A 17,931-nucleotide genomic window follows, 5' to 3' on the forward strand; every position below is an offset into this window, starting at 1 on the left:
TTCTACTCCTCTACTTCACGATATTCGAGTTGGAAGACACTGATTTGTCTTCTAAACTTGATTTTGAACCGACTTCGCTATCATCGTTATCAGCGCCGCTACTGGTAGTTACAGCAGCAGGTTGAGTTTTAATCATAGACGACATCACTTTTTTAATCTCAGATTCTGCCCATTGTGAGGTTTCATCATCGACTTCTGGCGGAGGTTCTACCACTATTTTACTATCAAATTCATCTCTAAAATATTTAATCGCACTCATGAGTGGTTCCATCGCACCTGGTGCATGCGCGCAAAAGGTTTTACCTATCCACAAATCACGCGTTAATCCTTCAAGTTTTTCGACATCACCGATTTGACCGTCACCATCATCTATTGCGGTTAGCAATTTAACGCCCCACGGCAGGCCATCTCGACATGGTGTACAAAATCCGCATGACTCACGCTGGAAGAATATTTCAAGATTCTTAAGTAATGGCACCATGTCTTGTGATTCATCAACCACCATGATGAGCCCCGTACCCATACGGCTACCCGCTTTTTGAATACTATCGAAATCCATAACCACATCAAGATGATCGGTCGTTAAAAAGTCAGTAGATGCGCCGCCTGGTAACCACGCTTTAAGAACTTTACCTTGCTGCATTCCCCCTGCGAAATCTTCTATGATCTCACGCGCGGTATAGCCAAACGGTAATTCCCATAGACCAGGACTATTAACCAGACCTGAACAACCGAAAATTTTGGTACCGGGCGTCGTACTATTGCCTTTGTCATTCGGTAAATTTTTATACCACTCTATCCCATTGACCATTATGGCCGGCATATTACTTAATGTTTCAACATTATTGACGACGGTAGGTCTACCCCATGCACCAGATATTTGCGGAAATGGTGGCTTGGTACGTGGATTGGCTCGTCGACCTTCCAGAGAATTAATAAGGGCAGTTTCTTCACCGCAAATATAACGGCCAGCCCCAGTATGAACATGTAAGTTAAAACTAAAGTCTGAGCCTAATATGTTCTCGCCTAATAGATTGTTGGCGATACATTCATTGATGGCATTTTTTAAGCGCTGCGCGGCCATTATATATTCGCCGCGTATAAAGATATAACCATCACTGGCACCAATTGCGTGTGCTGTGATAAGCATGCCTTCAATGAGCTGGAAGGGTAAACGCTCCATTAACAGTCGATCTTTAAATGTACCTGGCTCCATCTCATCTGCATTACAGATTAGGTAGCGAGGGCCTCCATCCGGTGGCGTCATAAAGGACCATTTGAGTCCAGCATTAAAGCCAGCACCACCGCGACCCCGAACATTGGCTTCTTTAATCATATTGCCAACATCTTTTGGGTTCTTATTTAAAGCATTTTTAAGCCCTGTGAATCCCTGAAGAGACTCATAGGTTTGTAAATCTAATACGGCATCGTGATGTGCCAAACGCCACGTTAAAGGTTTGGTTTTAATAGTTGCAGTTTGTTTATCACCATAAATAGGAATAGTTTGTTCATTAAGCTGACTTGGGGCAACACCTTGTTTTCGGCGGCTGAACTGTTCAGCTATCGTCAAATGATTGGGCAAACTATTTGTAGGTGAAGTTACGGTATTAGTACTCATGGATAATACTCCAACAGCTCAGCAACTTGATCTGGCGTGACTGGACCATAAGTATCTTCATCAATCAATACCGCGGGGCTTTTGTCACAGTTACCCAAACAGCAAATCGGTAGAAGTGTAAATCGGCCATCTGATGTGGTTTGACCAAACTCAATATCCAGCTGTCTTTTAAGCTCTGTAGCGAGTGCCTCATAGCCTGTCAAGTAACAGGCTACAGAATCACAAATCAAAATCACATGACGCCCAACAGGTGAACGATAAATACGATTGTAAAACGTTGCAACCCCTTCAATATCAGTCACAGGAACGTCTAGCATATTGGCGATTGCATTAACTTGTGCATCATCTACCCAACCATTACGTTTTTGAACCAGTTTAAGCGCATCTAGTGAGGCGGCTCTTGATTGAGGGTAATGGTGCATAAAATCAGTGATACTACTGATTTCTTGAGTAGTTAAGATGCGTTCAACATCAACGCTAGGGGCTTTATCGGTCACAATTCTCACAGTGCCAATCCTTAACTTAATTAATTTAGCGAGCAAATTTGTGCTGGCTATCATGTTAAATTACAAGTAAACGGTAAATATATCTTAGGACACTGCCTAGTTAACATTGACTAGTTATCATTGACTAGTCATCACCGCTTAAATATTCATATTTTTATTAACTACGATGTGAACAAAAATAATCCAATCACATCTTTATATGTCAACTACTCTATATGTCGACTACCTATCCGTATCTGCCATAACAATATCAATCGATGCAAGATAAATAATCATGTCTGAAACTAAGCTGCCATTAATGACAGAAGGCATTTGTTGTAAGTGCGCAAAAGTGGGTGTACGAATACGCGTTCGATAACTCATGGTCGATTTGTCAGAGGTTATGTAATAGCTGTTAATACCTTTGGTAGCTTCAACCATCATAGAAGCTTCACCAGCGGGCATGACAGGACCCCATGAAACTGATATAAAATGATTAATTAAAGTTTCAATATCATTTAACGTACGATCTTTTGGCGGGGGTACAGACAGTGGATGGTCAGATTTGTAAGGACCTGATGGCATATTCTCCATACATTGGCGGATAATACGCATCGATTGACGAATCTCTTCAATTTTAACCATACAGCGATCATAAGCATCACCGTTATACCCTACTGGTATTTCAAAATCGTAGTTTTCGTAACCCATATAAGGACGTGCTTTACGTAAATCAAATTCAACACCCGTTGCACGTAAACCTGCACCTGTTACACCCCAAGCTAGTGCATGTTTGGCATCATATTGCGCAACATTTTGTGTACGTGCTTTTAATACCGAGTTTTGCATAGCCGCTTTGACATATTCGTCTAGTCGTTTAGGCATCCAATCTAAAAATTCTCGTACCAAACGTTGCCAACCTCGTGGTAAATCAGCTGCTGTACCTCCGATACGGAACCAAGCAGGGTGCATTCGATAGCCTGTTACCGCTTCGATAACATCATAAGCCTTCTGGCGATCGGTAAACATATAGAAAACAGGCGTCATACCCCCTGCATCTTGAATAAAAGTACCAAAGAACAATAAGTTATTGGTGATTCTAAAAAACTCGCTCATCATCACACGAATGGTTTGAGCTCGATCAGGAACCGTTATACCCGCTAGTTGCTCTACAGCCATAACGTATGGCAGCTCATTCATGACACCGCCCAAATAATCGATACGGTCGGTATAAGGTATATAAGAATGCCAAGTTTGGCGTTCAGCCATTTTTTCAGCACCGCGGTGGTGATAACCAATATCAGGTATGCAGTCTATAACCTCTTCGCCATCCAGTTGCAATACGACTCTAAACGCTCCATGCGCAGAAGGATGGTTAGGACCAAGATTCAAAAACATAAAGTCTTCATCGCGGCCACTGCGTTTCATACCCCACTCTTCAGGTACGAACCTTAAATTTTCTTGCTCAAATTGTTGTTTGGCTGCATTTAGAAAATAAGGTGTAAATTCAGTAGCACGAGCATGATATTCTTTTCGAAGGGGATGACCTTCCCAATACTTAGGTAGCAAAATACGTGTTAGGTGCGGATGTCCCTCAAAGACAATACCGAACATATCCCAGACTTCACGTTCATACCAGTTAGCATTTGGCCAAATTTTTGTTGCTGTCGGTATATTTAGATCATCTTCAAACAAGGCAACTTTGATACGAATATCGCTATTACGCTCTAGGGACATTAAATGGTAAAAAACAGTAAAATCACTATCAGGTAACCCATCACGATGCTTGCGCAAACGCTCATCCATTGCAGATAAATCTAACAGCATGACATAGGGCTTTGGTAACGTACGCAGGAACATTAAAATTTCAGTCAGATCAATACGTGACACCCATATGGTTGGTATACCATCGAAAGTAGTTTGTTCGGTAAATTTGTTTGCAAACTTGTGACTAAGTTCACGAAGTACGGGATGCTGAGAAGACAAGCCGTGAGTTGACTTATGTCCCGCCCTATTACTTCCCGTACTATTCATATCAGTAGCTTTACTATTATCGGTTACCATGATTACCGCTTACCTTAGTCATTACTTTAGTCGTTACTTTAATTATAAATAAATAGTTGATAATTTTTATGTGTAGATAGTCTTTATGTATGATCTATTTATTCATAGTATCGCTGTACTATTATACCTAGCTAGCTATGAAAATTGTTGATATATAAGCCAATTTTAATTTATTAACCGGTTTTAAATACTGTCAGGGCTACGCAAATTCTTGACCGCAATACGATCTGCCTGTTTACGATCACGTTCAGGTAACATCTGCGGTTTGTAAACTCCCTGATCATTCACATAAGCGCCAAGCGGTCTGCGCTCTTTAGTGATAGAGTCTTGAAGTAACATCAATCCTTGAATCAATGCTTCTGGTCTTGGGGGGCAGCCTGGTACATACACGTCTACAGGTATAATCTTATCCACACCTTGAACCACAGAATAGATGTCATACATGCCGCCTGAGTTAGCGCAGGATCCCATTGATATCACCCATTTAGGTTCAAGCATCTGCTCATACAATCGCTGTATAACGGGCGCCATCTTAATAAAGCAAGTACCAGCAACAATCATCACATCTGCCTGACGCGGTGAAGCTCGAATAACTTCGGCACCAAACCGTGATAAGTCATGTACTGCTGTTAGGGTGGTAGCGTATTCAACATAGCAGCAAGACGTACCAAAGTTAAAAGGCCATAGAGAATGTTTACGTCCCCAGTTGGCTGAGGCATGAACCATATCCTCAAGCTTGCCCATAAATACATTACGATTTACCTCATCTTCAATAGGATCATTGACAGTTTGACGAGTTTGAGCAGGAAATTTATCCGCATCAGGATTGGCTCGGGTTAGCGTATATTTCATGTTATAACCCTTAAGATGAAGTTTTTGAAGAAGGTGAGTTATCGCTAGACTCTGCGCTAAAGTCTACAGAGGTAATATTACCTGTCACATTGATTCGATCGATGTTATCTAAATGGCGCTTGTTTTCTAAAATGTCATTCGATACATTTACGCGGCCAGATGATTGGGCGGGTACTTTGCCTGTAGGATCAGTATGCAGCTCCTCAATACCATTAAATTTGGTAATACTCGCCAGATTAAACCCTTGCGGTGCAGCGCTAAAGCGCTCTTTTTTGCCATGCTTATCCGCTGGTGACCAATTCATGGCCCCCACGCTTAATTCATAAATTAAACCGACAAATAAAATCGCAATAAAAACAGCAGCTGTCGTAAAGCCTATCCATCCCACTTCTCGAACAGATACGGCATACGCGTAGAGGTATAAGGCTTCTAAATCGAAGATAACAAAGAATATGGCGACCAAATAGAATTTTGCAGAAAAACGAATTCGGGCGTTGCCTGCGCCGACAACACCCGATTCAAATACTTCTTCTTTTTCTGTACCTTGTGAGCGACCACCAAGTAAACGTGGTACGACTAACATGAATATAACCAAGCCAATGGCGGCTAGAATAAAAGCTAGCGCTGACCAATTAAAGGCGGAAGTCATCTGTAAATCTCCTCACTGGCAAGTATCCACTGATCTGTATATTCGATAACGAACTAAATTTGAGCAGTAAAATTATCAAGATACTTAAGCTGGCAAAATTTGAGGTGGTACTATACTTATTTTAGACACTAAAAGCTACCTTAATAACAATAACTTATCGATAAATATTAAGCTATAAATGCGTATTTAATAATTGACGAGAGTCGTGCACTGTTATATATCACTAGCAGCTAACCCAAACGTGCGTTCGAGCTTATTAACTAATAATAAGGCTTATAGACACAATTTGTAAGTTTAAATACGATCATAAAACCTAAGAACTACTATAGCACAATTCTATAAGGGATTTTATAAACAGACCCGTGCAATCTATGGACTTATGTAGCATAAATAAACCCAACTGGCTAAGACTTGATGCCCTATAGCTATCATCATATAGTTTAGACATCGCCATGCAATTTAAATTAATAATACGACATAATTATATCAGTTAGGTATATGGCCTAGGTACGTGGTTTAAATACGAAGTTTGAGTACGTGGTTTAAGTACGTGGTTTAAGTACGTAGCTTAGGTACGTAACGTACTTAACTTAGCTACGTAGCTTAGGTACGTGGTAAGGTCACGCCTTGTTGGCCTTGATATTTACCACCGCGGTCTTTATAACTGGTTTCGCAAACATCATCCGCATCACTTTGGAAAAATAGCATTTGAGCAACGCCTTCTCCAGCATAGATACGAGCAGGTAACGTCGTGGTATTACTAAATTCTAGCGTGACATGACCTTCCCACTCTGGTTCTAAAGGCGTCACATTTACAATGATGCCGCATCGTGCATAAGTAGACTTTCCTAAACATATGGTTAATACATCACGAGGAATTCTAAAATACTCAACAGTTCTGGCAAGCGCGAACGAATTTGGCGGAATGATACATTCATCGCCTACGATATCGATAAAGCTATTTTGATCGAAATTTTTGGGATCAACAATTGCAGAATGCACATTGGTAAAAACCTTAAATTCTGGCGCACAGCGTACATCATATCCATAGCTTGACGTACCATAACTAATCAGTTTCTGACCTGCGTCATTAAAACGGACTTGTCCCGCTTCAAATGGCTCAATCATGCCATGCTCTTCTGCCATTTTACGTATCCAGCGGTCAGATTTAATCGACATTTTTTACCCTCTTTTTAACACTTGTGTTTTTAAATTTAAGAATATTAGCATACGTACTATTTTAATGACTAAATCAAATAATAAACCTAGAAGCATCGAGCTTAATATAAATACAAATTAAAATATTATCTTGTGACCAACTACTAATGGATTTAATTTGTGGATTTAATGTTATTTAGATCAAAATAATGCTGTGATTATAAGTAATTACGGATTCAATTTATAGATGTTTTTCATCTTATTAATTTAAGATCCGCATAACTTCTGAACTTACCATTCTATAGTCAGCGAACTACTAAACGGTTACGGCGTCAGCTTCGCTAAGCCTACATGAGTAGTACTTGCACTCGGTTGCTTTGTAACCATTTTAGACTTCTTTGACTATAAGCTCTATCACACTAAGCTAGATTAAAATAAGCACAATCAACCCTAGAAAATTCGACCGTCATCGCGCTCTTTGACAAACTTAGCGATGTTTGATTCAATATTTTCACCAATACTGATATAAAACTTAGCATAATCATCTCCCTTGCCATTATTTGCGATGACACTTGGGACTCCTTGATCCACCTGCTGTCTAATACTACTTGCAATGGGCAATTGACCCAATAAGGGTACGTGATAGCTCTCAGCCATAGCGACTCCACCTCCCTCGCCGAATATGGCTTCTGTTGTCCCACAATTAGAACAAGTATGCAAAGCCATATTTTCAACCACGCCGATTACTGGTATGTTGGTCTTATTAAACATCTCAATACCTTTTTGGGCGTCCATAAGTGCTATATGTTGAGGCGTGGTCACGATGATAGCACCAGTAACTGGAATCCGCTGAGCAAGCGTTAATTGAATATCTCCCGTGCCGGGTGGCATGTCTATAACTAAATAATCAAGCATTGGCCAGTTTGTTTGATTAAAAAGCTGCATCAAAGCGCCTGTTGCCTTTGGGCCACGCCAAGCGACAGGCATCGTATCGTTGTCTAAAAGGCTACCAATAGACAACATAGCTAGCCCGTGTGCTTCAACAGGCACAAATTGTTCGTTCTCTAACAGTGGCTTGACCCCTTCTACCCCTAGCATACTTGGCATTGAAGGACCGTATATATCGGCGTCCAAAACGCCAACCGTGTTACCCAGCTTTTGAAGAGCAAGGGCTATATTTGCGGTGGTGGTTGATTTGCCCACGCCCCCTTTCCCTGAGGCGACCACAATAATATGTTTGATACGCGGATGCGGTTGCAGGCTAGATTGTGTTGGAGCACGCTTACTGATTACAGTTTCATCGGCAGGTGCAGAGTTAGCGCTTGAGGCAGAAGTAGGAGACGCTACATTCGTAGTTTTAGGTAGCTTGTTGCTAGCCCCTTTATAACCGTTATTATTATAGTTATTGTTATTGTTATTGTTATTGTTATTGTTATTTTTAATTTTATGGTTATCGTCATTTGCGCTTTTACTGGTATTGCTCTTAGAACTCTGGTTATGCGCTTTTGCAGGCATCGCAGATGATTTAGGTGGCAAGCTTACGTTCAGATTAATTTCTTTAATGCCATGCGGCTGCAATGCTAATCCAAGCTGCCTGTGAAAGGCTTCAGGGTCAACATCACCACTTAAACGCACATCAATAGTTACAGAATCATCATGAACTTGCATAGAGGACATTGTATTTTGTTGATTGGCATCACTATTACGTGCCAGCACACTATTTACAACCTGTTCTAATTCTGATTGCGATTCATTATTGGTTGTTGCTTTTTTCATAAAATTAAACATTTTAACTCACACCTTTTAGCCTTCTTGCTCTATCTAAACATTACAATTTTGAGTTTATAAGAGGTCGTATAGAATTCATTCATGGAACTGGCGGAAACTATTTTTTAGTCAATATGCAGTAAAATTTTTGACGCTTAGTCATTCTAAGTTAGACTATTTTACAATATATTGGCAAAAAATAGTTCCGCCCTGTAAGGCTGATGCTAAAATCGTTCTAGACGTTGTTTTAAACCTAGCCAAGGTTCAATACGCTTCGGGCATTAGCGTCGGAGTGTGCCTAGTCTAGAACGATTTTAGCTATCAGCAGTCCTAACTAATCAATTCTATACAGCCCCTAGTATTACGAGTACAATAAAGTATTATACGCGTTTACGCTGATATGGTTTTAATTATAAGTAGCTACCTTTTTACTATTCACTTAAGTTGCACTAAAAATAAACTTGTTATTTCCTCGCTATTATTCTGGTTATTCTATTTTTAATTATTTAAAGAATCATCTATAGATATGCTGCTTGATGATTTGTAGAATCTCAATTGCTCGTAAAGATCATTTATATAGATAAAAAATTAAAACCTATAAAGGTAAAAATTGGGCCGCAATAAATAAATAAATTATGACGCCAGAAGCATCACAGACAGATGTGATTAAAGGTGCGCTGGCACTAGCAGGGTCAAATCCCAATTTATTCAATATAAATGGCAAACTCATGCCAATCACACACCCAATCATGACCACAGACATCATACTTAATGCCAATACTACTGACACCACTGCATCACCGCGTATATAACCAATGATTGAGACAGCAACTGCCATGGTTACACCAAGCATTAGTGCCACCAAGGCTTCTCGTCCGAGTAAAGAAAACCAGTCTCGCATCACAACCTCTCCTGTGGCTAAGGCTCTCACCATAAGTGTTGCAGATTGCGACCCTGCGTTGCCGCCACTATCCACCAAAAGAGGCAGAAAGAACACCAAAACCAAATTCGATGCGATGACGTCTTCGTAATGGGAGATACCCATGCCAGATATCAAATTACCAAAAACCAGTAATACCAACCAAAAAACCCGTTTGCGGTATAAGAGGCGGATACTGGTCTCTTTGAAACTGCCGACTAAGCTTGAAACTCCACCTGACTTATGAAAGTCATCAGTGGCTTCATCTCTTACCACATCCATCGCATCATCGTGTGTCACTATACCGACTAATGCACCCTGCTCATCAACAATAGGTAAAGCAATGAGATCGTAGCGTGCAATGACTTTAGACACCGCTTCTTGATCTTCATTAACGTCACAAGATATTACTGACTCTGACATAATATTTGCTATTACTTCATTTGGCGTGGCCAAAATTAGAGTCCGTAGCGATACCACACCTTTTAGCTTGCGCGCATCATCGACGACGTAAGCTTGATAGATGGTTTCTGCATCAGGGGCTTCAAGTCTTAATGTCTCCAAAGCCTCATCTACGGTTAGATCTCTCCTAAGCACCGCGTAATCCGAGGTCATTATTGCCCCCGCTGTACGCTCCTCATAAACAGACAACCTACGGATGTCTTCTCGTTTTGCCTGCGCTAAGGCTGGCAACAAGGCTTCTTGTTGTTCTTTATCGAGCTGTTTGTATAAATCTGTACGTCGATCTGAGGGCATCTCACCCATTAGCTCAGCCAGTTCAGCACGTGGAAACTCATAAGATATTTGAACTTGATTGTGCGCTTTTAAAAACGAAAATACAGCAGCTCGACTCGGTAACTTCTCAAGTAATTGCCACGCGTGTTTAGGCTTCATAAGCGCTAACGTATCTGCGATGTCGATTGGACGCATATGACTAACTAATTCAGTCGCTTTATCAAAATTCTGCTCAGCGATGGACTGACTTAAAGAGTTTGCCAAAGCACTATAATTCATGATTTATTACTCCATACAACCCAGCGCTAAGCTATCATATACTAATAATAAGTTAGCGAAATAGATGGCATTATTTAAAGTAAAAACTAATAAGTAGACAACAAATAAGTGAAAAGCTTAGCTGAGTTTAGAATAAATCTATACACAGCATTTGATATGGCATGATGCTATGCCATTGACCATTTAATAACAAGTGAGGCTCTGTTAAAAGCACGACTTATATTAAATTCTGTCATTACTGTTGCAACTAACAAAGGCTTAAAGTGGTAACTTTAAGCCTTTGTATTAGAAGCGCTCATGTACTTAAAACCTGCTATTCAAACTAATAGCTGTTTATTATTTATGTTCGTAAAGGCTAGCTATTTAAACATTTTTACTTTAGCTTGGTTGTTAATCACAATCCCAATACCTAGTGACGACGATGTACTTTAACAGGGGTATTCGCTTGCAACTCATCAAAGCTGACACCTTCTGCTAATTCTACTAAAGTAAGACCCTCATCAGTAACATCTAATACGGCAAGTTCGGTAATAATACGATCTACTACTTTTTCACCAGTTAACGGCAGCTGACACTCAGATAGGATTTTTGGGTCTCCATGTTTATTGGTTTGTTCCATCAACACTATTACCTTCTGAACGCCTGCGACTAAATCCATAGCGCCGCCCATACCTTTCACCATTTTTCCAGGAATCATCCAATTGGCCAAATCTCCTTTTTCAGAGACTTCCATCGCCCCAAGGATTGCCAAATTAACATGCCCACCTCGAATCATAGCAAATGAGTCCGAGCTACCAAAAAAGCTTGACCCAAGCTTTGCAGTTACTGTTTGCTTACCTGCGTTAATTAAATCTGGATCAACGTTATCCTCAGTGGGAAACTCACCAATACCCAATAAACCATTTTCTGACTGCAACCAAACATCCATTCCTTCTGGAATATAATTGGCTACCATGGTAGGTAAGCCTATTCCTAAGTTAACATAAAAACCATCTTCTAATTCTTTGGCAGCACGCTGTGCCATTTGCTCTCTGTTCCATACCATGTTCAAACTCCCTTCAAATTTATAAAAGCTACTAATTTATAAAAAGCTACTTTGATATCTACGCGATTCATATACTAATGATTCAGTGCTGTTTTTTATCCAATGCTACTGTATATTTAGCACTACTGTTTATTCAGTACTACGCTTTAACAGTCACTTTCTCAATACGCTTCTCAGGATGAGCATTAAGTACTAATCTTTGCACAAAAATTCCTGGTAGATGAATCTCATCTGGATCAAGCTCACCAATATCGACGATTTCCTCAACCTCAGCAATAGTATACTTGCCAGCCATTGCACAATCTGGATTGAAATTACGGGCTGTTTTATTAAAAATCAAATTACCTGATTTATCTGCCTTTTGTGCTTTAACTAATGCCACATCAGCAGTCAGTGAATGTTCAAGGACATAAGTCCGCCCATCAAATTCTCTAACTTCTTTACCTTCAGCAATTTGTGTACCCACTCCAGTAGCGGTATAAAAAGCTGGGATGCCTGCACCTCCTGAACGCAGCTTCTCAGCCAACGTCCCTTGAGGTGTCAGCTCCACCTCAAGCTCTCCACCAAGATACTGACGTTCAAACTCTTTGTTCTCTCCCACATAAGATGAGATCATTTTTTTGATTTGACGAGTTTGTAGCAGTAGCCCTAAACCAAAATCATCTACACCTGCGTTATTACTAATGCAAGTTAGTTCTTTTACACCACTGTCTCGTAATGCCAAAATCAAAGCTTCTGGAATACCACATAATCCAAACCCTCCAATGGCTAAAGTCTGATGGTCTTTAATAACATCTTTTAGCGCTGATTCTGCAGTATCATACACTTTTGATTGACCCATTATTCTCTCCTTGTTTGAATCAATATTTAATTAATAGGAATAAGTTAACTTTATAGCCGATGACTACATAAAAGTTTAATCCTATGGGATACCAACTATAGTACGACTCATCATAAAAGTACATCTGTAAACTGCATCAATATATGGTTAAAATCTGCTTGACCCTTAAGTTTTATTTGCTTGATCCTTAAGTTTTAATAGTATTTGAAATAACCATCATCAACAGTTCAAAGAGCGCTTTAAACGGTACGCATGCTCGTCCCCTTTACTCTATCACTTTATTCAAAACCTAAAATCTTTAAAAACCCAATTCAAACACTCTATCCTGCTCAATAAGCATTAAGCCCTTTTTACACAGGGTTAATTCACATTTTTATGCCATTTGAGTTATCATAGGCGCACATAGAATATTTTTAATTACTTTTAAAAACTAATAAATTAAATAGGTGATTTTGTGCGTCAAATTTTAGTTACCAGTGCCTTACCTTATGCAAATGGACCTATTCATTTAGGTCATTTAGTTGAATATATTCAAACGGATGTCTGGGTACGCGCGATGAAGGCGCAGGGTCACCAAGTTACGTATGTTTGTGCCGACGATGCGCATGGCACTGCCATTATGTTAAAAGCAGAATCCAATGACATCACACCAGAAGAGCTCATTGCGGATGTCAAAGCTTCGCATGAAGCTGATTTTAGTAAATTTCTGATTAATTTTGATAATTATCACACCACGCATTCAGAAGAAAACCGTGAGTTTTCTGAGCTCATTTATCGTCGTTTAAATGCAGAAGGTCATATATCGACTCAAGATGTTGAACAGCTTTTTGATCCCGAAAGAAAGATATTTTTAGCCGATCGGTTTGTAAAAGGCGAATGCCCTGAATGCGCCGCTCAGGATCAATACGGCGATAATTGTGAAGTTTGCGGTACAACCTATAACGCTACTGAACTAAAAAACCCATACTCAACGCTGTCAGGCTCAGCGCCTATTTTAAAAACTTCAAAACACTATTTCTTCAACTTACCAGAATTTGAAAGTTTCTTACGCCAGTGGACTAAAGATGATGAACGTTTACAACCTTCGGTGTCTAACAAGCTTCAAGAATGGTTCGAAGCGGGTCTAGCCAACTGGGATATTTCTCGAGATGCGCCATATTTTGGTTTTAAAATACCTGATACGCCTGCTGATGAGCCTGATAAGTATTTTTACGTCTGGCTTGACGCACCCGTAGGTTACATGGCCAGTTTTAAAAACCTATGTGACAAACGAAACGATGCTAATGACCCGCAGCTACCTAAACTTAACTTTGATGATTATTGGTTAGAAGAAAATCAGCATAAAACAGAGCTTTATCACTTTATTGGTAAAGATATTGTATATTTCCATGCCTTATTCTGGCCGGCGATGCTTTCAGGTGCTCAGTTCCGTACGCCCACTGGCGTTTTTGCGCACGGGTTTTTGATGGTTAATGGCGACAAAATGAGCAAATCACGCGGGACATTTATTCAAGCAGAAACGTTTACAAAACACCTTCATCCTGAATATTTAAGATATTATTTTGCAAGCAAACTTAGCGACAAAGTAGAAGACATTAACCTTGATTTTACAGACTTTATGCAAAAGGTAAATTCAGATATGGTCGGTAAAGTCGTTAACATTGCCAGTCGTAGTGCCGGTTTTATTGTTAAAAAATACGATGGTATGTTATCAGAAAGCTGCGCTGAGCCTGAGTTAGTTAACGGTATTGTCCGAACAGGTGAAGACATTGCAGCAGCCTATGAAAACCGTGAGTTTAGTCGTGCGATGCGCCTTATTATGCAGTGCGCTGACAAAGCCAATGAATATATAGATAGTAAAAAACCTTGGGCAATGGCTAAAGAAGACGGCAAGGAGCAAGAAGTACAAGAGGTTTGTTCGGTTGCTATTAATATCTTCCGCCAATTAATGGTGTATTTAGCCCCTGTACTGCCTGAGCTAACACAAAACGCCAAAACATTTTTGAACATCGATGATTTAAGCTTTGCAAGTCGTCATGAGCTGCTTTTAACTCATAAGATCAATAAATTCAAACCCTTGATGCAGCGTATTGAGCAATCCCAAATTGATGCTATGGTGGAAGAATCCAAACAGGACTTAGCGGCGATAGCGCCAGTTGTTAAGTCAGGTGCTAACCAAACTGATTCTGCTAAATCTGATTCTGCTAAATCAATGGATGGGACAAATCAAATTGAATTCGATGATTTTACTAAAGTTGAAATGACGGTTGCTAAAGTGCTTGAATGCAATTATGTTGAGGGCGCTGATAAACTGCTTCAGTTTACTTTAGATATTGGTAAAGGTGCGCCTATCAATGTATTTAGTGGTATTCGTAAATTCTATGAGCCTGATCAGCTTAGAGATAAAAAAGTCATCTGCGTTACTAATCTAGCACCGCGGAAAATGAAATTTGGGGTTTCTGAGGGTATGATTTTATCTTCTGGAGATCCTAAAACTGGGTTGGTCGTTATAACGCTACCTGACGCGTGCCAAGTGGGTGATAAATTGGCTTAAATTTTGTGAATCTCTAAGTTTATAATTTAAACTTAGTTAATAGTAGGTTTTCATCCCAAGTACGTCTTAATTTAAATTCATCTTAAATGTATGGTTTTTTTAATCTGATATTAGAGCTACTGTATATACAGTAGCTTTATTTAGTTATGGCGTTTATTCAATGGGTTTTATTATCAAAACTTCAATTTAAATCTCAATTGTATAAAAAGTTATGTTACATTATCGTAATATAAGCTTACATATTCTATTTATGACTTGAGTGATAAGAACTATGTTAATGATTACTTTCTTACCATCTATCTTTCAATCGAAACCTATTCTTTCATCAATACATTGTAATAAACCTAATATTCATAAACTTAGTTGCAATAAACCTAAATCTATTAAATCTAGCTATTTAGCCGCTGGATTAATGGCATTTGGATTAGGGATAACCGGTTGTGACAATACTATCCAAGTAGATGACACCACAGAAGATACGAAGCTCGAAACCAAAACAGTCGCTATCACCCAAATTGTTGAGCACCCCTCATTAGATGAAATACGCCGGGGTATTATTGAAGAGCTTGCTGCAAATAATTATGTTGAAAATGATAACTTAAACATTAACTTTCAAACCGCTCAAGGTAACACAGCAACAGCAGGACAAATTGCTAAACAATTCGTAGGCGATAGACCTGACGTTATTGTAGCAATATCAACTCCTTCTGCTCAAAGCATTGTGGCTTCAACCTCTGATATACCCGTCATCTACACCGCCATATCAGACCCCCTTGCTGCAAAATTAATAGATGAGAATAATGACCCCATTCAGTCCAATGTTACAGGGCTATCAAGCCAGTTACCTATTGAACCACCACTAGATTTAATCCAAAAAATCGTACCAGATGCTAAGACTATAGGTTACGTATATAGCCCGGGAGAAGCCAATTCGGTTGCTGTATTAAAACAGCTACAAGAAGCTGCTCCTGCACGGGGTTTAGAAATCTTGGATGTGACGGCTAACCGCCCGACTGACGTAGCTATGGCAGCTCGTAGCTTACAGGGTCGAGCTGATGTGATCTATACCTCACTTGATAACAACGTGATATCCGCCTTTGAAAGCCTGGCGGGCGCCGCAAATGAAATGAAAATCCCAGTCATCACTTCGGATGAATTTAGTGTTCGACGTGGTGCTACAGCGGCTCTAGGTGTTAATGACTATGACTTTGGACGTGTGACTGGCAAAATGGTCTACCGCGTACTAAATGGTGAGGCCATCACAGATATTGAGCCTTCAATAATGAATACATTAACTTTATATGCCAGTCCAAAACATGCAAAACAGCAGGGTGTTACTTTAGACGAGTCTGTTATGAAAGATGCCAACAATGTTGATGAAACAAAATCTACCATTCCATAGCATTCTATAATAAGTCCAGTATAAACAATCCAGTTAAAAAACTTTAGGGAATGACGCGCATACTACAGCTTTGACTACAGCGTTTATTACATAAGCAAAACTTTTATTAATAGTTAATTTAAAATTATTATTGAGTATTTTTATTTAGGAGAGAAAATCGATGTATAACCCAAACCGTTTTATAAAATCATTCATGTGGGCAGGTTTTGCAGCCGCAATATTAACAGGTTGTAATGAACAGGCTACCGATACGGGTACTGATGAAGACGCCGTAGATGTTAAAGAAGTAGCGATTACTGCCATCGTTGAACATCCTGCATTAGACGATGTTCGTAAAGGGGTTATTGAAGAGCTTGCAGAACAAGGCTTTAAAGAAGGTGAGAATTTAAATATTAATTTTCAAAGCGCTCAAGGTAATACCGCAACAGCTGGACAGATAGCCAAACAGTTTGTTGGAGACAACCCAGACGTTATCGTCGCAATTGCAACCCCCTCTGCACAATCAGTTGCTGCTGCAACGACGTCTATCCCATTAGTATTCTCTGCCGTCACCGATCCGGTTGAAGCTAAGCTATTGGATAGCACAGAAGGTTCTGGTACAAATGTGACTGGCTCATCAGATGCCCTGCCTTATGCTCCACAGATTGAGCTTATGAATCAATTGATACCTGATCTTAAAAATGTTGGATATGTTTACAGCCCAGGTGAAGTTAATTCAACGATTGTACTAAAAAATCTTGAATCTCAACTTGAGCCTATGGGCATCACTGTTCATTCTGCACCTGCGCAAAAAAGCAATGACATTGCCATGGCTGCTCGTAGTATTGCAGATAAAGTCGATGTGATTTATACCTCTACCGATAATAACGTTGTTTCTGCTTATGAGTCATTATATCAAGTGGCGAATGAAAGTAAGGTGCCATTAGTTGCATCTGATACGAGTTCAGTAGAGCGTGGTGCAGTTGCCGCCCTTGGGGTGAACTACCACGATTTAGGACGTGAAACGGGTAAATTGGTCGCTCGTATATTAAATGGTGAAGAAGCAGGTAGCATTCCTGTATACACAGCTAGCTCGCTTGACCTGTATGTTAGTCCTAAGCATGCTGAAGAACAAGGGATTACCATACCTCAAGAAGTTCTAGACAATGCCAAAGAAATAATCGAATAAAGAATTCACAATATTATTCGATAGCAACCCTCTATGTGCTATTGAAAGCGTTATAGATAACGTTATAAATAGATACTAATTATTTAATACATAAGTTTTAATTTCTTTAAAAGAGCACATGACGACTATCGTGTGCTCTTTTTATATTGTTTAATTTTAAAATAGTTTGCTAAAATACCCCCTATTTTAAATAGGCTTTAACTTGTTTTTTTGGGTACTATGATGACAACATTTATATTGCATATATAGTCAGCGAAATACTAAACGGTTACGGAGTTAACCTCGCTCGCCCTACTATAGTAGTCCTTGCATTAGGTTGTCTTGTAACTATTTTGGATTTCTTTAACTATACATAATGCTCACAGGTTTACTATAAGTGCAGATTGTTTAATCTG

The 17,931-nt window shown here is 39.6% G+C and carries 13 protein-coding genes; 3 read left to right on the forward strand and 10 right to left on the reverse strand.

Annotation, left to right across the window (positions count from 1 at the left end; genetic code table 11):
• Nucleotides 1–10 precede the first annotated feature (10 nt).
• The 10 genes from nuoF to AC21OH_RS07005 form a co-directional block, all read right to left on the reverse strand.
• Nucleotides 11–1,618 (reverse strand): NADH-quinone oxidoreductase subunit NuoF, encoded by a 1,608-nt coding sequence (gene nuoF, locus AC21OH_RS06960; protein WP_487370226.1) that lies wholly within the window; start codon nt 1,616–1,618, stop codon nt 11–13.
• Nucleotides 1,615–2,124 (reverse strand): NADH-quinone oxidoreductase subunit NuoE, encoded by a 510-nt coding sequence (gene nuoE / locus AC21OH_RS06965; protein ID WP_486534871.1) that lies wholly within the window; start codon nt 2,122–2,124, stop codon nt 1,615–1,617. The genes nuoF and nuoE overlap by 4 nt, the downstream gene beginning before the upstream one ends.
• Nucleotides 2,125–2,346: 222 nt before the next feature.
• Nucleotides 2,347–4,167 carry an NADH-quinone oxidoreductase subunit C/D gene (nuoC, locus tag AC21OH_RS06970; protein WP_487370225.1) on the reverse strand — a complete coding sequence of 607 codons (1,821 nt, stop codon included), beginning with the start codon at nt 4,165–4,167 and terminating at the stop codon, nt 2,347–2,349.
• A gap of 183 nt (nt 4,168–4,350) precedes the next feature.
• Nucleotides 4,351–5,019 carry a NuoB/complex I 20 kDa subunit family protein gene (locus tag AC21OH_RS06975; protein ID WP_486534869.1) on the reverse strand — a complete coding sequence of 223 codons (669 nt, stop codon included), beginning with the start codon at nt 5,017–5,019 and terminating at the stop codon, nt 4,351–4,353.
• 10 nt (nt 5,020–5,029) lie between these two features.
• A complete protein-coding gene (locus AC21OH_RS06980; RefSeq protein WP_487370224.1) occupies nt 5,030–5,668 on the reverse strand; it encodes an NADH-quinone oxidoreductase subunit A in 639 nt (212 codons plus the stop codon).
• Between the two features lie 603 nt (nt 5,669–6,271).
• Complete coding sequence (gene dcd, locus AC21OH_RS06985) at nt 6,272–6,847, reverse strand: dCTP deaminase (RefSeq protein WP_486534867.1); 576 nt, start codon at nt 6,845–6,847, stop codon at nt 6,272–6,274.
• Between the two features lie 429 nt (nt 6,848–7,276).
• On the reverse strand, nt 7,277–8,602 hold the full coding sequence (locus AC21OH_RS06990; protein WP_491139433.1) for an Mrp/NBP35 family ATP-binding protein: 1,326 nt from the start codon (nt 8,600–8,602) through the stop codon (nt 7,277–7,279).
• Nucleotides 8,603–9,188: 586 nt separating this feature from the next.
• The gene (mgtE, locus tag AC21OH_RS06995; RefSeq protein WP_487370222.1) at nt 9,189–10,526 is read right to left on the reverse strand and encodes a magnesium transporter; all 1,338 of its coding nucleotides are present in this window, start codon (nt 10,524–10,526) and stop codon (nt 9,189–9,191) included.
• A gap of 409 nt (nt 10,527–10,935) precedes the next feature.
• Nucleotides 10,936–11,571 carry a 3-oxoacid CoA-transferase subunit B gene (locus AC21OH_RS07000; RefSeq protein ID WP_486534864.1) on the reverse strand — a complete coding sequence of 212 codons (636 nt, stop codon included), beginning with the start codon at nt 11,569–11,571 and terminating at the stop codon, nt 10,936–10,938.
• A gap of 139 nt (nt 11,572–11,710) precedes the next feature.
• On the reverse strand, nt 11,711–12,412 hold the full coding sequence (locus tag AC21OH_RS07005; RefSeq protein WP_486534863.1) for a CoA transferase subunit A: 702 nt from the start codon (nt 12,410–12,412) through the stop codon (nt 11,711–11,713).
• 454 nt (nt 12,413–12,866) lie between these two features.
• Here AC21OH_RS07005 and metG point away from each other — a divergent pair, with 454 nt between their 5' ends.
• From metG to AC21OH_RS07020, 3 genes are all read left to right on the forward strand, one after another.
• Nucleotides 12,867–14,966: a methionine--tRNA ligase gene (metG, locus tag AC21OH_RS07010; RefSeq protein WP_487370221.1), complete on the forward strand. Its 2,100-nt coding sequence runs from the start codon at nt 12,867–12,869 to the stop codon at nt 14,964–14,966.
• Nucleotides 14,967–15,378: 412 nt separating this feature from the next.
• Nucleotides 15,379–16,368: an ABC transporter substrate-binding protein gene (locus tag AC21OH_RS07015; protein WP_487370220.1), complete on the forward strand. Its 990-nt coding sequence runs from the start codon at nt 15,379–15,381 to the stop codon at nt 16,366–16,368.
• Between the two features lie 160 nt (nt 16,369–16,528).
• Nucleotides 16,529–17,536, forward strand: a complete 1,008-nt coding sequence (locus AC21OH_RS07020; RefSeq protein ID WP_487370219.1) for an ABC transporter substrate-binding protein — start codon at nt 16,529–16,531, stop codon at nt 17,534–17,536.
• Nucleotides 17,537–17,931 lie beyond the last annotated feature (395 nt).

The sequence above is a fragment of the Psychrobacter sp. CX10 genome, assembly GCF_057621575.2.